General features: G+C 57.6%; 9 protein-coding genes. 4 read left to right on the top strand and 5 right to left on the bottom strand.

Going from position 1 to position 18,426, the window contains the following annotated elements:
* The first annotated feature begins 230 nt into the window (after positions 1-230).
* Positions 231-539: an EthD family reductase gene (locus tag ACLRGG_RS03715; protein ID WP_416248482.1), complete on the top strand. Its 309-nt coding sequence runs from the start codon at positions 231-233 to the stop codon at positions 537-539.
* A gap of 133 nt (positions 540-672) precedes the next feature.
* On the opposite strand, the gene hemB is transcribed toward ACLRGG_RS03715, so the two are convergent.
* Complete coding sequence (gene hemB, locus ACLRGG_RS03710; RefSeq protein ID WP_416248481.1) at positions 673-1,650, bottom strand: porphobilinogen synthase; 978 nt, start codon at positions 1,648-1,650, stop codon at positions 673-675.
* Positions 1,651-2,048: 398 nt separating this feature from the next.
* Between hemB and ACLRGG_RS03705 the strand changes: the two genes are divergently transcribed.
* Positions 2,049-10,568 carry a GH36-type glycosyl hydrolase domain-containing protein gene (locus ACLRGG_RS03705; RefSeq protein WP_416248665.1) on the top strand — a complete coding sequence of 2,840 codons (8,520 nt, stop codon included), beginning with the start codon at positions 2,049-2,051 and terminating at the stop codon, positions 10,566-10,568.
* Between the two features lie 148 nt (positions 10,569-10,716).
* On the opposite strand, the gene ACLRGG_RS03700 is transcribed toward ACLRGG_RS03705, so the two are convergent.
* Positions 10,717-11,193 (bottom strand): YciE/YciF ferroxidase family protein, encoded by a 477-nt coding sequence (locus ACLRGG_RS03700; protein WP_416248480.1) that lies wholly within the window; start codon positions 11,191-11,193, stop codon positions 10,717-10,719.
* A 679-nt stretch (positions 11,194-11,872) separates the two neighbouring features.
* Between ACLRGG_RS03700 and ACLRGG_RS03695 the strand changes: the two genes are divergently transcribed.
* Together ACLRGG_RS03695 and ACLRGG_RS03690 are read left to right on the top strand one after the other, a co-directional pair.
* The gene (locus ACLRGG_RS03695; protein WP_416248479.1) at positions 11,873-13,252 is read left to right on the top strand and encodes a cation:proton antiporter; all 1,380 of its coding nucleotides are present in this window, start codon (positions 11,873-11,875) and stop codon (positions 13,250-13,252) included.
* A 4-nt stretch (positions 13,253-13,256) separates the two neighbouring features.
* Positions 13,257-15,440, top strand: a complete 2,184-nt coding sequence (locus ACLRGG_RS03690; RefSeq protein ID WP_416248478.1) for a putative bifunctional diguanylate cyclase/phosphodiesterase — start codon at positions 13,257-13,259, stop codon at positions 15,438-15,440.
* A 6-nt stretch (positions 15,441-15,446) separates the two neighbouring features.
* Here ACLRGG_RS03690 and exaC read toward each other — a convergent pair whose 3' ends face one another.
* From exaC to ACLRGG_RS03675, 3 genes are all read right to left on the bottom strand, one after another.
* Positions 15,447-16,967: an acetaldehyde dehydrogenase ExaC gene (gene exaC, locus ACLRGG_RS03685; protein WP_416248477.1), complete on the bottom strand. Its 1,521-nt coding sequence runs from the start codon at positions 16,965-16,967 to the stop codon at positions 15,447-15,449.
* A gap of 213 nt (positions 16,968-17,180) precedes the next feature.
* Positions 17,181-17,903, bottom strand: coding sequence for a glutamine amidotransferase (locus ACLRGG_RS03680; protein ID WP_416248476.1), 723 nt, complete (start codon positions 17,901-17,903; stop codon positions 17,181-17,183).
* Positions 17,904-18,227: 324 nt separating this feature from the next.
* A partial coding sequence (locus ACLRGG_RS03675) for a hypothetical protein (RefSeq protein ID WP_416248675.1) occupies positions 18,228-18,426 on the bottom strand: 199 nt, incomplete at its 5' end.

Genomic DNA, 18,426 nt, shown 5'->3' with positions numbered 1-18,426 from the left:
TTCACCGCAGGTGAATATCCTTTCCATTATTCATCCTCTGGGATTAGACCACCTTTAGCCGTTGTTTTTCAGCGATCTGGCGCACAGAGATCGTATACGCAGCCATCAAAGCGCTCGGGCAGAGGGCCTGCCCCGTAACGCTAATCACTCTGCGTCCTGATTGACTATACTCATCTGGCTTGAAGAGGCACCCGCGAAGGTGCGACGGTTTCCCTGTCAGGAGTAACGTTTTGATTAAATGTAGCGTGATGTATCCCAATACTGAACATGCCCGGTTCGACTATGACTACTACCGCGATGTGCATTTGCCGCTGGTCGAGAAGAGAATGGGACACTATCTGGTTTCCTGGTCGATAGATAAAATCGTTGGCACCACCGAAGGCGAACCGGCGCCTTATATCGCGGCCTGCCATCTGATCTGTCACTCCGTTGAAGATCTGCAAAAGGGCATGGCCGACCATATTGACGAGATCGTCGGGGACGTGGCGAATTTTACCAACCTCACCCCGCAACAGTGGATTTCGGAAGTCGTGAAGTAAATCACCGCCGGTTCGGCATAAAAAAACCCTGTCAGCCTGAGGCTGACAGGGTATGGGCGTCGCGCTTACCGTCCCACCTGAGCATCGCATTCCGCCACCGGTTTGGTGGCAGAGTTTGAGCGTCGCCCGGCGATTACAGCAGGTTTTTTTCGGCCAGATCCAGCGCAAAGTAGCTGAAAATCAGGTCGGCACCGGCGCGCTTAATTGCGCCCAGGCTTTCCAGCACTACATCGCGCTCGCTGATTGCCCCGGCCTGCGCCGCGAACTTAATCATTGCGTACTCACCGCTCACCTGATAGGCCGCCAGCGGCAGATCGGTGCGCTCACGCACGTCGCGAATGATATCCAGATAGGCGCCTGCTGGCTTAACCATCAGCGCATCCGCCCCCTGAGCCTGATCGAGCAGGGATTCCCGAATCGCTTCGCGGCGGTTCATCGGGTTCATCTGATAGGTTTTACGATCGCCCTTCAGCGAGGTACCTGCCGCCTCACGGAACGGGCCGTAGAATGAAGAAGCAAACTTAGTGGAGTAGGACATGATCGCCGTATCAGTAAACCCGGCCTCATCCAGCGCCTGACGAATCGCCGCAACCTGGCCATCCATCGCCGCCGAAGGCGCAATAAAGTCAGCCCCGGCGCGCGCGGCGGCAACCGCCTGCCTGCCAAGGTTCACCAGCGTGGCGTCGTTATCCACCCCGCGATCGTGCAGCACGCCGCAGTGGCCGTGGGTGGTGTACTCGCAGAAGCAGGTATCGGACATCACGATCATTTCCGGCACCGCATCCTTACAGATGCGCGACATGCGCGACACCAGGCCATTCTCCTGCCAGCTATCGCTGCCCGTCTCATCGGTATGATGTGAGATACCAAAGGTCATCACCGAACGAATCCCGGCTTTGGCGATACGCTCAATCTCGAAGGCCAGACGTTTTTCCGGAATACGCATCACGCCAGGCATCGCCTGGATCGCTTTGTAGTCATCAACGCCCTCTTCAACGAAAATCGGCAGCGCCAGATCGTTGATGCTGAGCGAAGTTTCCTGGAAAAGTGAACGAAGAGAGGGGGACTGACGCAGGCGTCGTGGACGCTGGCTGAGAGAGAAACTGGACAAAACAACCTCGGTTTAGCAGCTAATCACCCGCCCGAACGGCAGGCGGTGACGAAAAAATGAGTCTGCTAACAGTATACCTCTGCGCGCCCACTGACAACGTTTGTGGCCTTCTTCCCACCCCGGACGGCACAGAATGTGTAACTTAGTGCGCGGCCTCGCACTTTCACTGATAAAGCGCCCGTCCCCAGCATGAGACTGCTATGCTCAGGTGACCAGGCCCTTCACCCCTGATCTTCGCCCTGACCCTCATCGGTGAAGTATCCGACCTGCCCTACTCTTCCAGACTTGTCTTTTATCACGCGTGCCATCCTGCCCTTACTTAAGCCCGGTGCGTACGTATAAGGAATAGATGCGTGAGAAACCCATTTAGCGGCAAAGCGATCGGGCAGCGCGTCCCGATGCCTGAAAAAAACGACTACGCCAGCGTGAAGCCGGAGCTTTACTCAGCAGAACAGATGGTGCGCTACGGCGAGAAACTGGCCCGTTCCCACCGTCTGACGCAGCAAAAGCAGCCTTACTACCTGCTGAAAAGGCTGAATGATAACGAAGTGAGTCTGGCCGAAAGCTGTGAGGTTATCAGTCAGGGAGACAAAAGCAGTCGGGCACCGGCGGGTGAGTGGCTGCTGGATAACTTCTACCTGATTGAGGAACAGATCAGGCTGGTGCGCCAGCTGTTACCCTTTAATTTTGGTAAGGGCCTCCCGCAAATAGCCCTGCCGCACCACGGCCCGCGCATCTACGATATTGCGACCGAAGCGGTTGTACACAGTGACGCCCACTGGGATCTCAGTCTCCTGGCACGATTTATCACCGCCTATCAGACGGTAAGCCCGCTCACGCTGGGCGAACTCTGGGCGCTGCCGGGCATGCTGCGCCTGGCGCTGATTGAAAACCTGCACCGGGTGGCGATCGACGTCGCTCACGCCCACCAGCAGCGCGTACTTGCTGAGGGGTGGGTCAGGCGCATGCTGGAGTGCGAGGAGAACGAGCCGGCCAACCTTATCGTGGTGATGGCAGAGATGGTGCAAAGCCAGCCGCCGGAGAGCAGCGCATTTATTGCGGAGATGATCAGAGGGCTACAGGGTCACGGCTCCCGTCTGGCGCTGCCGCTGCTGTGGGTGGAGAAACGCATCGCCGAAGCCGGGCTAACCTCTGCCGAGCTGGTCAGCCGTTTTAACCAGCAGCTGAGCAGCAATCAGCTCTCCGTCAGCAACAGCATCAGCGGGCTGCGCCAGCTCAATGAAATTAACTGGGCCGATTTTGCCGAGTCGGTAAGCCTGGTGGAGCAGTGCCTGCGCCAGGATCCGGCCGACATTTACGCCCGAATGCACTTCGATACCCGGGATAACTATCGTCATCATATCGAGGTTCTGGCACGCCACAGCGCCTTTAGCGAAGAGGCCGTTGCCCGCAAGGTGGTGGTGCTGGCGGGCGTTGCACCGGCAGACAGCGTCAGGCGGCACGTAGGCTATTATCTGGTCGGCAAGGGTCGGGCAGAGCTGGACAGCGTGCTGAACGCACATTTTCATCCCCTCTCGCTGCTGCGCATTCAGCTCAATCAGACGCCGCTGCTGTGGTGGCTGGGGAGTATGAGCCTGCTGGTGATGGCCTTTAGCACCGAACTTCTTTTTCACGGCTATCGCCAGGGAATGGGCTGGTCGCTGCTACTGCTGACGTTACCGGTTATCGTGGTGGTTAGCCAGTTCACCGTTGCGATGCTGAGCGAAACCCTGACCCGTAGCCGCAAGCCTGAGCCGCTGCCGCGCATGGATTTTTCCGCCGGTATTCCGGCTACGTGTCAGACGCTGGTGGTGATCCCCTGTCAGCTGGGCAGTAAGCAGCATATTGATGCGCTGGTAAACCATCTGCACATCTGCTACCTGGGGAATGCACAGCCTAACCTTTACTATGCGCTGCTGACGGACTTTCACGACAGCGCGGTCCAGCAGGCGCCAGAACACCCGGCGCTGCTGGCCTATGCGGCTAACAAAATTGGCGCGCTGAACCGGCTTCATCCGCGCGACGGTGCGCATGACCAGGTATTTACGCTGCTGCACCGCGATATAGTATGGAACCCGGCACAGGGCGTCTGGATGGGCTATGAACGCAAGCGCGGTAAACTCTATGCCCTGCATCGCTGGCTGCGCGGGCAGGATACGCCGTTTTCGACCATCGTCGGGGCCAGCCAGTCAGTGCTGGCGGCGGTGAAATACATTATTACCCTGGACAGCGATACCCTGCTCCCCAGGGAGATGGCGCATCAGATGATCGCGGCGATGGCGCATCCCCTGAACCTGCCTGTCTGGGACGCGCATCGCCAGCGGGTCACGGAGGGTTACGCCATCCTTCAGCCGCGCCTGGCGGAGGAGATCCCAACGGGCGGACAGGGCCGCTACGCTGCGCTGTGCAGCGGCGAGCCGGGCATCGATCCCTACTCGGCCATCTCTTCGGATATCTATCAGGACCTGTTCGGAGAAGGATCCTTTGTCGGCAAGGGCATCTACGATGTGGATATGTTTATGCTGGCGACCCACAACAGCTGCCCGGAAAACCTCGTGCTCAGCCACGATCTGCTGGAAGGATGCTACGCGCGTTCCGGCCTGCTGAGCGATGCCGTGCTTTATGAGCAGTACCCTAACAATTACCTGGCGGACGTGGCGCGCCGCTATCGCTGGACGCGTGGCGACTGGCAGTTGCTTAACTGGCTGCGGCTAAAAGTGAGACGGGCTGACGGCAGCCGGGGTGATAACCCCCTCAGCCACCTCTCCCGCTGGAAACTGCTGGACAATTTACGTCGGAGCCTGGTAGCACCCAGCCTGCTGATTACGCTGTTCTATGCCCTGTCGCCGGCCCCTGATGCGCTGTTATGGCTGGCCTGCCTGCCCGTTGCCCTGCTGCTGCCGACCGTTGCCGCGCTGGTCATCGGCCTGCTGAAGAAAAATCGCCGCAATTCGCTGTATCAGCATATTCGCGCCGTGCTGCGCGGAACCCGTAGCCAGCTGCTGACCACGGCGATGCAGATCGCCACGATGCCGCATCAGAGTCTTTACTCGCTGCGGGCGATTGCCGTCACGCTCTGGCGTCTCGGCGTCAGCCACCGCTATCTGCATGAGTGGGTCGGCTCTGACGCCGGAAGAAATCGCTCAGCGCCATCTGTGGTCGTTTTTTATCGCGTCATGTGGATCAATCCACTTACCGGTATTCTTCTGCTGCTGATTAGCGGTTTATCACCGCCTCCCATGATGGCCATCGCGCTCTTACTCTGCCTGTGCTGGGTCGCCACGCCTGCCGTGCTGGCGTGGCTGAGCCGCCCGAGAACCGTGGCGAAACAGCCGCTCAGCCAGCCACAGCGAAACTATTTACGGCAGATTGCCCGCGAAAACTGGGCCTTTTTTGACACCTTTGTTACCGCAGAGGAGAACTGGCTGCCGCCGGACAACGTCCAGGAGATCCCTCAGCGCCGCGTGGCGCATCGCACCTCACCCACTAATATTGGACTCTCGCTGCTGGCTACGATGACCGCAGGGGATTTTGGCTACCTGACCCAGCAGGAGGTATTGCTGCGCATCACCCAGACGCTGGATACGCTGGATAAACTTGAGCACTATCGCGGCCATCTCTATAACTGGTACGACACCCATACGCTACAGCCGCTCCATCCGCGCTACATCTCAAGCGTCGACAGCGGTAATCTGGCCGGTCATTTGCTGACCCTAAAAACCGGGATAGCGGCCTGGCGTCACGCGCCCATTCTGGATATTGCCAGCGTGCTGGCCGGCGTGGATGACACGCTAAGATTGCTGCAATATGAGGTGGGAGGGAAAATGCCCGCCGCCCTTAAGCCGCTGCGTCAGCGTTTACAGATAGCCCACCGTCAGCCGCCGGATAAGGTCCTGCCCGAGCTGATTATCCTGCGCGAGCTTGCCGCTGCGCTGCTGAACGATATGCCCGCCCTGACGGGTAGCTGGCTGCAACACCTCCATAAGCAGCTTGAAGCAGTCTGCGAAGAGTGGCAGCTGATGGCAGGATGGCGGGATCCGCGCGTGTCGGATACTCCCTTCCCCTCGCTGCTGTGGCTGGTGGAACAGCACGAACAGGTTGCCCCGGGGGCGGATGACGCACTGCGTACCGCGAAGTTGGTTGCGCAAAAAAGGCTGGCTATGATCCATGAGCTGGAACTGCGGCTGGATGACCACGCCACCATGGATTTCCGCTTCCTGTATAACGCGACCACTCACCTGCTGAGCGTCGGCTATGACTGTGAGGCCAGCAAACTGGATAGCGGACACTACGATCTGCTGCCGTCTGAAATTCGCCTGACTAACTATGTCACTATCGCCACCAATCAGCTGCCGCTGAAAAGCTGGTTCGCACTGGGCCGCCTCTATACCGAAATCAATGGCGATCCGGTGCTGATGTCATGGAGCGGGTCAATGTTTGAGTACCTGATGCCACAGCTGGTGATGCCGCTCTGGCCGGATACCCTGCTTTCCCGCATGTGCCAGACGGCGGTGACGCAGCAAATTGCCTGGGGCAAGGCGCACCATATTCCCTGGGGAATTTCCGAATCGGCCTGGTATGCCTTTGACAATCAGCATAATTATCAGTATCACGCCTTTGGCGTACCGGGACTGGGGCTTAAGCGCGGCCTGAGTCAGGATATGGTCATCGCGCCTTACGCCACGCTGCTGGCGCTGCCGGTGCACGCCCAGGCGGCGATTAAAAACCTCCAGAGTCTGGAAAAGCTGGGGGCACATGGCGTCTACGGATTTTACGAGGCGCTCGATTTCACCGCCTCACGTCTGCCGCAGGGGCAGTCACAGGTCATTATTGAGTCATGGATGGCCCACCACCAGGGTATGGGCTTTCTGGCGCTGTCGAATCTGCTGCTGGATGCGCCGATGGTAAATCGCTTTGCCGCAAATCCCGATTTCGCATCAGCACGCCTGCTGCTACAGGAGCGCGTACCAACCACGGTCGAGCTTTTCACTCGCCGCCGTAAATTTGAGTCGAACGAGGGCACGCTGCAGCAGCCTGTGTTAGAGCAGCGCGAGTTCAGTGACGTTAATACGGCCTTACCGGAGGTTCAGCTGCTGGGGAATGGCCAGTACCACTTAATGGTTACCCTTGCTGGCGGCGGCTACAGCCGCTGGAATAATCTGGCCCTGACCCGCTGGCGGGCGGATGGTACAAAGGATAATCGCGGCACCTTCTGCTATCTGAGCGATCCACAGAGCGGTGAAGTCTTGAGCAACACCTGGCAACCAACGGGCAACAAAGGCGCGCAATACCATGCGCTGTTTACCGATGCGGGTGCGGAATTCCGCGTTACCACCGGCTCACTCAGTATCCACACCCATATTGTCGTCTCGCTGGAAGACGATGTTGAACTGCGGCGAATCACGCTAACGCATCGTGGTCGTCGCGCACGGACAATTGAGCTTACCACCTACGCCGAGGTGGTACTGGCACCGACCAGCAGCGAACTGGCGCATCCCACCTTCAGTAACCTGTTTGTGGAAACCACCCTGCTTCCGGCGCTGGAGGGCATACTCTGCCATCGTCGACCACGGGAAGCCGCTGAACAGACTCCGTGGCTGTTCCACCTGGTGGCGATTAACGGTTCGGTTGGCCGGGAAACCTCCTTCGAGACGGATCGCGCCGCCTTCACGGGCCGCGGTCGCACCCCCGCCGCGCCGCTGGCGCTTACCCAGCCGGGGCCGCTGGGGAACGGAGCCGGGGCGGTACTGGACCCGATTATGGCCATCCGCCAGCGTATCCGCCTGAAACCCGGCGTGCCGGTGGTGGTTGACGTACTGTATGGCGTAAGCAGCAGCCGTGATAGCAGCCTGACGCTGATGGAAAAATATCGCGACCGCACCATCGCCGATCGGGTATTTGAAATGGCATGGTCGCACAGTCAGGTGGTGCTGCGGCAGCTGAATGCCAGCGAGAGCGACGCCATGCTGTTCAACCAGCTTGCCTCTGCGATTATATTTCCGATCACGGAGATGCGCGCAGACCGGGAGGTGCTGAGCCGCAACCGGCGCGGGCAGTCGGGCCTGTGGGGCAATGCGATTTCAGGCGACCTGCCGATAGCCGTGCTGGCTATCGGCAGTGAAGATAATCTCGACATGCTGAAGACGCTTATCCAGGCACATTATTACTGGCAGCTAAAAGGGCTGGAGGTGGATTTGGTTATCCTCATACAGACGCGTGGGGGTTATCAGCAAAGCCTGTTTACGCTGGTAACCAGCCTGATCGCGTCCGGTCCGTCTGCCACCCTGACGGATAAACCAGCCGGCCTGTACGTGCGCAAAACCGAACTGTTAAGCAGCGAAGATCTGACGCTGCTGTTCAGCGCCGCCAGCCTGGTTCTGGACGACAGTCGCGGCAGCCTGACGGATCAGCTGACCCAGCCGATACAGATGCCGCCGCAAAGGCTACAGCTTACTCCCCTGGTCCCCCGCCTGCCCCGGCCTGATTACCCGGTTACCCCGCTGGCATTCGACATTTCTCAACTGCACTTTTTTAACGGCCTCGGCGGCTTTAGCCAGGACGGTCGGGAGTATTGCATCGTGCTGAAAGCAGGGCAAAGCACCCCTGCTCCCTGGTCCAATATTCTCGCCAACAAGGATTTCGGCAGCGTTATTTCCGAAAGCGGTCAGGCCTACAGCTGGTTTGGTAACGCACATGAATACCGGATCACGCCGTGGGAAAACGACCCGGTCAGCGACAGCTCGGGAGAAGCCCTTTATCTGCGGGATGAGGAGAGCGGCGAATTCTGGTCACCCACGGCCTTACCCGCCAGGACCGACTGCGACTACGTTACCCATCACGGCTTTGGCTACAGTCAGTTCAGCCATCAGTACAGCGGTATCGCCAGCGAACTGCGGGTGCTGGTGGCAAGAGATGCCCCGGTAAAACTGGCCATGTTAAGCCTTACTAATCATTCAGGTTATACCCGCAGGCTCTCGGTGACGGGCTACGTGGAGTGGACGCTGGGTGAGCATCGCAGTAAGACGGCGCTGCATGTGGCCACCTTACCGGCCAGAGTGGCGAAAGGCTGCGGCATCCTGGCGACCAATCACTATCGCGATACCGACGCGAGCCGAACGGCGTTTATCGCGTTAAGCGGCGTTCACTGCTCGGTGACCGGCGATCGCCGTGAGTTTATCGGTCGCAACGGATCGCTCAGCAAGCCCGCAGCGCTGGGCATGCAGCAGCTTTCTGACAAGACCGGCGTGGGATTAGACCCCTGCGGCGCCGTTCAGTCGGCGACGACTATTATCGACGGCGATCAGCGTACCTTTATCTTTATCCTCGGCGTGGGCGAAGATCGGGCAGAGGCGGAAAGGCTTATTGAGGTCTGGCTGGATGAGGCGAAGGTCAGAGAGGAACTGGCGGGTGTCCACGACTACTGGCACCACATACTGGACAAGATCCAGCTTTACACGCCCGATGCGGGCGTCAACCTGCTGGCAAATGGCTGGCTGCTTTATCAGACCCTGGCCAGCCGTATTCTGGCCCGCAGCGGTTATTATCAGTCCGGCGGCGCCTGGGGTTTCCGCGATCAGCTGCAGGATTGTCTGGCGCTGAGCAACGCTCTGCCCGAGCGGCTGCATGAGCAGATCCTGCTCTGTGCCAGTCGGCAATTCACCGAAGGCGATGTGCAGCACTGGTGGCACCCTCCAACCGGCAACGGCGTACGCACACGCTGCTCAGATGATTTCCTGTGGCTTCCGCTGGCGATCTGCCACTACGTGGAGACCACGGGGGACAAAACCCTCGTTGAGGAACAGGCGGGATATCTGAAGGCGCGTCAGCTGGAACCCCACGAGGAGTCCCTTTATGAACAGTCCGCTGTCAGTACCCTGAAAGAGTCAGTGTGGCTGCACGGTATTCGCGCTATCAAACGCGGCCTGGTTTTCGGTGAACATGGCTTACCGCTGATGGGCTCCGGCGACTGGAATGATGGCATGAGCCAGGTTGGGATTGCCGGGCGCGGTGAGAGCGTCTGGCTGGGTTTCTTCCTTTATACGGTACTGCGGCGCTATGCGGCACTGGCGGAAACGCTGGGTGATAATGACACCCTGACGCTCTGCCGTGACCAGGCGGACAACCTGCAAAAGAATCTCCAGGCGCATAGCTGGGATGGTGAATGGTACCTGCGCGGCTTCTTCGACAGCGGGGAACCACTGGGTTCCCACCTCAGTAAAGAGTGTCAGATTGACGCTATCGCACAGAGCTGGGCCGTGCTCTCGGGTGCAGGCGATGCCCAGCGCACGGCGGTGGCGATGAAGTCGCTTGACGATAAACTGGTTGATAATGACAACGGGCTGATCAAGCTGCTTACGCCGCCTTTCGACGGGAACGGCCCCGATCCGGGCTATATTCGCGGCTATCTGCCGGGGGTGCGGGAAAACGGCGGCCAGTATACCCACGGTGCTATCTGGGCAATTATGGCCTTTGCGGAAATGGGTGACAGCGAGCGAGCCTGGCAGCTGTTTGCACTGATAAACCCGATAAACCATAGTCTGACGCCGGAAGCCACGCAGCGTTATAAGGTCGAACCCTATGTGATGGCTGCGGATGTTTACTCCGTTGAGCCGCATATCGGACGCGGAGGCTGGAGCTGGTATACCGGCTCGGCGGGCTGGACCAGCCGCCTGCTGATCGAAGCCCTGCTGGGGATTAAACGCCGGGGAGAAGGCTTAACGGTTCGCCCGCATATGCCTGTGGCATGGCCGGCGCTAACGCTCACGTGGCGCGAAGGCACCAGCCGTTATCATATTGAGGTCATACGCGGCACGGCGGATTATGAACTCTGGATGGATGGCGTAAAGCTGGAGGAGGCGATTATCCCGCTGAGCGTCAGGGGCGAGGAGCATCAGGTCAGGGTTATTCTCGCGGGGTAGACGTAAGTTCATTCGGGTGGGATAAACGTAAGGTCATTCGGGTAGGATAAAGGTGAAAGCCGTATAACGCTCTGACGCGACAAAGCCCCAGCGCAACAGAAATAAGTAAAGGCCCGGCGCCCAACGTCTGGCCTTTACTTGACGGATGTTATGCCGCAGCCTGAGCGATCTGGGTCAGTTTTTCATCGGTACTTTTTTCTTCCGCCAGCGTCTCTGCCAGCAGCTTAGCCGCGTCCTTATAGCCGAGCTTTAACGCCATGGCGTGCAGTGTGCCGTAGGTGGCAATTTCATAATGCTCCACCTTTTGTGCCGCACCAATCAGCCCCGCATCTAATACCTCTCCCTTCTCGACGGTATCGATCAGTTCCTGAGCTTCTTCTGCCAGCCCTTCCAGCGCATGGCAGGTCATACGTTTGATTTTCACCCCTTCGGTGACGTCCACCAGCTGCTGGATGCGCTCTATTTGGCCGCGGGTTTCTTCAAGGTGTTTATTAAAGGCCGCAATTAACGTCTCACTGGTGGCGGCGCGCGCCATTTTCGGCAGGGCTCGGGTTATCTGTTTTTCTGCACTGTAAATATCTGACAGGTCATGTATAAAAAGTTCTTCTAAAGTAGTAATAGACATAATCGGCTCCGGAATAATAAATTAAGGCCAGGAATTATTATAAACTCTGACCAGCATGAAATAATAATCTCGGTAACGCAGATGATACCCCGCCTGCCGCTTCGCTCCGGCAGAGGAATTTTGCTCCGCACTCTTTTACTGCGCAGAGAAAATGGCACAGCCGCACCCCGTTAAGACGTATTGCTGCGTTATTTTTCCGCTACTTTTGAGTCCAGGTTACCTGGATCCCGCTACGTAGATAATAGTAGGTGATAAAAACACAATGCGAGACTTATTAAATTAAATACATTGCCTGAGCGATAAAAGAATAATTAAAACATTAATTAATCATCGGCTTATATTTAATCATCAGCGTAAATTCTTTATGTGATGTATTTAACAGTATTAATTTGCTGGTTGAATGTGGCATTTATGAAGCGACGCTATGACAAGTCTTCGCCGGAGGCGTCTAAAAGCGGGCGGTCGCATGTCAATGGGTCTGAGCATGGATGGGGGCGATCCCCCTTTTACTGCCCCTTGCCGACAGCTTATTTTTACTTCCCGGGCGTCTCGCAGGGTTTAAGGGCTGTAATCTGTCGTAAAGACTGAAAAAATTTGTTAATTCAAGCAGATATTCTGCGGCTTTCCGTATTATCGTCCATACTTAACGCAGTGATTTTGCCGTAATAAAGGAGTAATGATGGAATTTCTGGGTTGGACTGCCGCAACCGGTGGTTTATTACTGCTCATGTCGCTGGCGTCCGGGTGGATTAATCGCGGACCTGTCACCACCTTTGCACTTTACCTTATCGCCGGGGTGATCTGCGGTCCCTGGGTGCTCAATCTGCTCCAGGTGGATGTCGCCGCACATGCTGAGCTAGCCAAAAACCTGACAGAGATCGCCATGGCCGCCTCGCTGTTTATCACCGGGCTGAAGCTGCGTCTGCCTTTACGGAGTCAGGGCTGGCGCATCGGTATGCGTCTGGCGTTTCCAGGCATGCTGCTGACGGTAGGCGGCGTAACGCTGGCCGCGCATTTTCTGACCGGGCTATCCTGGCCGCTGTCGCTGGCCTTTGGTGCCATTGTCGCGCCAACGGACCCGGTGCTGGCCAGCCTGATCGCGGTTAACGATGCCCGGGATGATGATAATCTGCGCGTGTCGCTCTCCAGCGAAGCGGGCATGAATGACGGAACCGCCCTGCCGCTGCTGATGCTGGCGATACTGCTGCTCACGACCCAAGGCGATCTGACGCTGGCGATGTTCAGCCACTGGGCGCTGATCGATGTTTTATGGGCTATCGTCGGCGGTATCGCTATTGGCTTTCTGCTGGGGCGCTTCGTCGGTCAGTACGCGACGCATTTACGTTATACCCACCAGGACGTCGCGCCTAATGACTTCCTGGCACTGGCGCTGATTGCGCTCAGCTATGCTGCGGCGCAGTCACTCGATGCCTCAGGCTTTCTCGCCGCCTTCGCCGCTGGCGTCGGCCTGCGACGCGCTGAAATGCGCGTGACCCGTCGCCAGCCAGCGGATATCTTCCCCGACAGCGATAACCGGCCCCCCGCTGAGCTAATGGTCAACCCGCATATTCGTCACGAGTCAGGCGAGCCGAACGCCGCCAGCTCCGTGGGTCTGGTGGTGGGCGATGCCCTCTCCTTTGGCGATATGATTGAAAGGCTGTTTGCCGCAGGGATTATTATCGTTCTGGGCATTACTCTGGCTCACCACTGGGATCCTGTGGGGCTGCTGATGGGGCTGCTGCTGTTTGTGGTGATTCGCCCTCTGTCGGTGTGGGTGGCCACTATTGGGATGGGTGCGCCGCGTAAGCAGAGGCTGATACTGGGATGGCTGGGCATTCGCGGCATTGGCAGTATCAACTACATTGCATGGGCTTACACCCACGGCCTGGGGGGCGATGAGGCGAACCGCATGGCCAATATGGCCTTTACGCTAATTGTGGCCAGCGTGGTGGTACACGGCATTTCCGTGACGCCGCTGGTTAACTGGCGTCAGGCGAAGGTTGACGCAGCAGCTAAAGCCGCCGCAGAGGCTGCGGAAAAAGAGAAATCGCGCGGGTAAAAAGATGAAAATATCAGACAGTTTTCGCGCGCATTTTCTGCGTGAGATCCTTGCGCCCCTGGTGCTGGTGCTGTTGATTACCTCTCTCGGTGCGAGCTATGCCGTCTACTGGGCCACGTCAAAAAGCAATGCCGAGGCCGCGGCGCGCCAGCACCATATCATTCAAACGTCTCTTTCGCAGAGCCTGAGCGAGATGATTATCCAGCATCGCAGCCTTACGTTGTGGCAGCCGCTGGCGCTTCATGTGCAGCACGCTCCCCTTAACGAAGCCTGGCTGGATCTGAACGTGGGCGCATGGCTTTCCGGCATGTTTGGGCATCAGCGGGTTTATATCCTGCTTCCTGATGGCCAGCCGGTTTACCAGTGGGAAAATGGCCGCAGCGTCCGCCCCGACAGCGCGACGCCTGTCAGGCCGTCCGTGACGGCCGCGCTCGCCGGACTCAGCCATGCCGCTTCCAGCATGAAAGAACACCGTGAAAGCGTGGGGCTCGCGCTGATTGATAATCGTCCTGCGATGCTGGCGGTGGGAACCATTGATGGCGACCCCACCCAGCTTCACCGCCTTGTGCTGGTCAGCATCCGCTTTCTCGACAACGCTTTTCTTAATGCCCTGTCGCAGCGCAGCCAGCTTAAGGGGCTGCACTATGCTGATAAGCTACCTGGCCGCCCTCTTACGGCTGCCTGCCCGCTGATGAGCCCCGCGGGCCAGCCGCTGGGTTACCTGGCGTGGCAGGCCGACAGGCCGGGCACCCGCATGCTGGGCGTCATCGCCCCGCTGGTCGTAGCCGTACTGCTGATTATTACCCTCATCTGCACATTGATGATCCGCCGCCTCTGGCTCTCCTCACTCCGGCTCTCTCAGTCGCTGCTCCAGCTCAGCGCCAGCGAGGCTCAGGCGCAGCATCTGGCCTTTCATGACGTGCTGACCGGCCTGCCCAACCGTGCGCTGGTTGAAGAGCGTCTTACGCAAACCCTTGGCAGGCTGATGCGAAATCCTGACGGTGATAACGTGGCGCTGCTGCTGCTGGATCTCGACCGTTTCAAACTGGTGAACGATACCTACGGTCATCATGCGGGCGATGATTTAATCATTGAGGTGGCGCAGCGGCTCACGCAGCGGGTGAGTGAAAAAGATACCGTGGGTCGCCTGGGGGGCGATGAATTTGTGGTTATCCTGCCTGCTGTGGCAACCTCTGCTGAAGTAGAGAGGCTGTGTGAGCAGATAGTGGACGATCTCTCCCGCCCTTTCATCCTGCTGGGGAGTGAAACCTGGATCGGCGTCAGTATTGGCGTCATGCTGGCCAGCGGGGATTCGAGCGATCGTACCGAAATCATGCGCAAAGCGGACATCGCGCTCTATCAGGCGAAAAGCCAGGGGCGGGGCCAGTATCAGTTCTTTGATCCTTCGATGGACGAATCCATCAAAACGCGCCTGCAGGTGGCGACCGATCTGCGCCAGGCACTGCTGCATAAGCAGAACCTGGCGGTTTACTATCAGCCGCAGATGGATATTTCCGGTGAGAACGTCGTGGCGCTGGAAGCGCTTATACGCTGGGATCATCCCGTCCTGGGAGCCATTCCTCCCGGCGAATTTATTCCGCTGGCGGAGGAGATGGGGCTAATTATTCAGCTCGGTGAGTGGGTGCTGCGTGAGGCAAGCCGCGTGTCACTGGCATGGCCCGATCTGGTGATTGCGGTAAATGTCTCTCCCCTGCAATTTCGCTCACCGGGGTTCGTTGAACATTTCGAAGCGATTGTAAAACAGGAGCATACCCTGCCTTCACGTATCGAACTGGAAATTACCGAAGGTGTGCTGATCGAAGACAGTAAGGGCGCGAAAAAGATTATGACCCGTCTGCGTGAAATCGGTTTCCATATCGCACTGGACGACTTTGGCACCGGCTATTCCAGCCTTAATTACCTGAGCCATTTTTCGGTCGATAAAATTAAAATCGACCGTTCCTTTACCCAGGCGCTGGGCGTAACGGAAAACTCCATGGCGATCGTTGAATCGGTCATCAGACTGGGCCAGGCGATGGGTCTGGTTGTTACCGCAGAGGGAGTAGAGACCAGCAGCCAGATGGCGGCGCTGGCCGAGGCAGGCTGTAATCAGTTACAGGGGTATCTTTTTTCGCAGGCGGTTCCCGAGGGCCAGATTGCAACGCTGCTGGCCCGTGAGGAGAAGTAAGCGGGATCAGAAAAAACCCAGCGGCTCGGTGCTGTAACTGATCAGCAGATTTTTAGTTTGCTGATAGTGATCGAGCATCATTTTATGATTTTCCCGTCCGATGCCCGATTTCTTATAGCCGCCAAAGGCCGCATGGGCGGGATACAGATGGTAGCAGTTGGTCCACACGCGTCCTGCTTTGATTCCGCGGCCCATGCGATAGGCCCGGTTAATGTCCCGCGTCCAGACGCCTGCCCCCAGCCCGTAAATCGAGTCATTGGCAATAGCCAGGGCTTCGGCCTCATCTTTAAAGGTGGTAACCGCTACTACCGGCCCGAAGATCTCTTCCTGGAAAATGCGCATACTGTTATTCCCTTTCAGCAGGGTGGGCTGAATGTAATAGCCGCCTGAAAGCTCTCCTTCCAGCTTCTCCACGCCGCCGCCCGTCAGCAACTCAGCACCCTCTTTATGGGCGAGTTCGAGATAGGAAAGGATCTTATCAAACTGCTGCTGCGACGCCTGTGCCCCAACCATTGTCTCAGTGTCCATGGGGTCGCCACGTTTGATGGTTTGGATGCGCTTCATCACGGCTTCCATAAAGGGCACGTAGATCGACTCCTGCACCAGCGCGCGCGACGGACAGGTACAGATCTCGCCCTGATTCAGGAAGCCCAGGACCACCCCTTCCGCGGCTTTTTCGATAAAGCCCGGTTCGGCCTGCATAATGTCTTCAAAGAAGATATTAGGCGATTTCCCCCCCAGCTCGACGGTTGAAGGGATAAGATTTTTTGCCGCCAGCTCAAGAATATGACCGCCGGTGGCGGTCGAGCCGGTGAAGGCGACTTTCGCAATGCGGGGGCTGCTCGCCAGCACTTCGCCCGCCTCGCGCCCAAAGCCGTGTACCATATTCAGCACGCCTTTAGGCAGCAGATCGCCGATCAGCTCAACAAACAGCGAAATGGACAGCGGCGTTTGCTCAGCGGGTTTAAGGATCACACAGTTACCCGCAGCCAGGGCCGGAGCCAGCTTCCATGCCGCCATCAGCAAAGGAAAGTTCCATGGAATAATCTGCGCTACCACGCCCAGGGGCTCATGAAAATGATAGGCAGCAGTGAACTCATCAATTTCTGCCGCGCCGCCTTCCTGCGCGCGAATGCAGCCCGCAAAGTAACGGAAATGGTCCACCGCCAGTGGCATATCAGCGGCCAGGGTTTCACGCACCGGCTTGCCGTTATCCCAGGTTTCATTGACGGCAAGATACTCCAGGTTCTCCTCCAGTCGATCGGCAATTCTCAGCAGCGTCAACGAGCGCGTCTGCACAGAGGTTTTACCCCAGGCCTCAGCGGCGGCGTGCGCTGCATCCAGTGCCTTGTCCACATCCTGGTGGTCGGAACGTGGGAACTGCCCCACCGGGGAGCCGTTGATCGGTGAGCTATTGGCGAAATATTCGCCGTTTACCGGCGGCACAAACTCACCGTTAATATAGTTGCCGTAGTGCGACTGAAGAACGATCAGCGAATCTTTATGGCCCGGATATGCGTAACGCATCTTCTTCTCCCATGGGGTCGTACGCCCCGCCTTAGTTAACATTGAGATAACTTACTATTAACATTATTGCTAAGCGAGAGAATGGCAGAGCGTCACGGATGAAACTGTGATCGGGAGAGAGAATTGGTAAAATCTGGATCTAAATGTGAAGTACCGCACAGACAAAAGGGGAAAAGGATAAAGGGCGCGGATAGCGCCCCTTTCAGTCAGCCTTCAGGCAAACAGGCTGTTCTGACGTTGCCGGGCCCAGAAGTTCAGCAGCAGCTGACGGGCCCAGGTGGGTTCCGCCTGATGTGATATCAGGCTGCTCACGTCGCGCTCCCGCTGCGCGTTTTCCATGCAGGCAGTCATAATGCTGCCGGTAAATTCCGGATGGAACTGTACCGATATCGCCTGTGGGCTGTAGCGGATTATCTGGCAGTCATCCAGCGCAGAGACCGCCAGAACCTGCGCCCCCGACGGTGGCTGTAGTACCGACTGACGATGGGAAAGCCAGGCAGAGAAATGCGTCGGCAGCGCACCGAGCAGCGGATCGTGGCGATCGCCGTTAACCCTGCTGAGCTGCTGAAGCCCTTTCTCCCAGCCGCGCGGGTTGTCCCCGACCCGACCGCCGAGGGCATAAGCCATAAGCTGATGCCCGTAACAGACACCCAGCAGGGGCAGATCGTGCTCAACCGCGCTGCGGATCCAGGCGGCGGTGCGCTCGCTCCACTCCGCATGATCGGTCACCATCGCCCAGGAGCCGCTCAGTATCGCCGCCGCAACGGAGGACGGCGCCGGAAGCTCGTCCCCCAGGTCGGGACGAATGACAATATAGTCCTGTGGCTGCAAACTCAGTGCATCCACAAACCAGTGCTGCTGCTCACCCACCTGGGCGCTGACGCGTTCGGGCGGTGTTTCGAGCTGAATAATTGCTAAGGGAAGCGAAGAAGACATAAGGCTAAGGGTTCCTTTTGGTGATCTCTGACGCACACCTGACGCAAATCTCAGGATTCAGAACCTTATCATGGCAAGTTGCCGACAGCTTGTCACATTACTTATAGTGAGAGCTAATGCAGAAAATGACATAAGGCGCTGTGGGTTGCAGCACATCCCGAAGCATTTATACATCTATAAATAGCGCAAGAAAGAGAGGGGAATATTATGGATAACCGTCGGATGACAGCGCAACGGGCCTGCGATGCGCTACAGATGGCGTAGTGGCGGCGTAAACGCACGGAGAATGTCATCGTCCACACATATCGTGGAGGGCAGTACTGCTCAGCAGGTCTGAAAGACCGCTTTCCTGCCGGAAATGGCCGTTACCGCCAGGGCTGTAAACAGGTGGGTGGAAGTGTGATTTTCTTCGTTGCCAGTAAACTGCTGAAGGAAAGTCTCATCTGTCCACCCGGTAACGGTATCCCGGATAAAGGATGCCACCCGGGATACAGCATTAATATGTATTAGCTCAGACCTGATC

This window comes from Erwinia sp. PPS120 (assembly GCF_047918655.1).
GTDB lineage: Bacteria > Pseudomonadota > Gammaproteobacteria > Enterobacterales > Enterobacteriaceae > Erwinia > Erwinia tasmaniensis_A.
Note: the sequence above shows the minus strand (reverse complement) of the source record. Positions and strands in the feature narration are given on the sequence as shown.

Excerpts from the sequence above, each read along its gene's own strand:
- ACLRGG_RS03705 (WP_416248665.1), top strand. The coding sequence starts at position 2,049 with ATGCCTGAAAAAAACGACTACGCCAGCGTGAAGCCGGAGCTTTACTCA.
- ACLRGG_RS03700 (WP_416248480.1), bottom strand. The coding sequence starts at position 11,193 with ATGTCTATTACTACTTTAGAAGAACTTTTTATACATGACCTGTCAGAT.
- ACLRGG_RS03695 (WP_416248479.1), top strand. The coding sequence starts at position 11,873 with ATGGAATTTCTGGGTTGGACTGCCGCAACCGGTGGTTTATTACTGCTC.
- ACLRGG_RS03690 (WP_416248478.1), top strand. The coding sequence starts at position 13,257 with ATGAAAATATCAGACAGTTTTCGCGCGCATTTTCTGCGTGAGATCCTT.
- exaC (WP_416248477.1), bottom strand. The coding sequence starts at position 16,967 with ATGCGTTACGCATATCCGGGCCATAAAGATTCGCTGATCGTTCTTCAG.
- ACLRGG_RS03680 (WP_416248476.1), bottom strand. The coding sequence starts at position 17,903 with ATGTCTTCTTCGCTTCCCTTAGCAATTATTCAGCTCGAAACACCGCCC.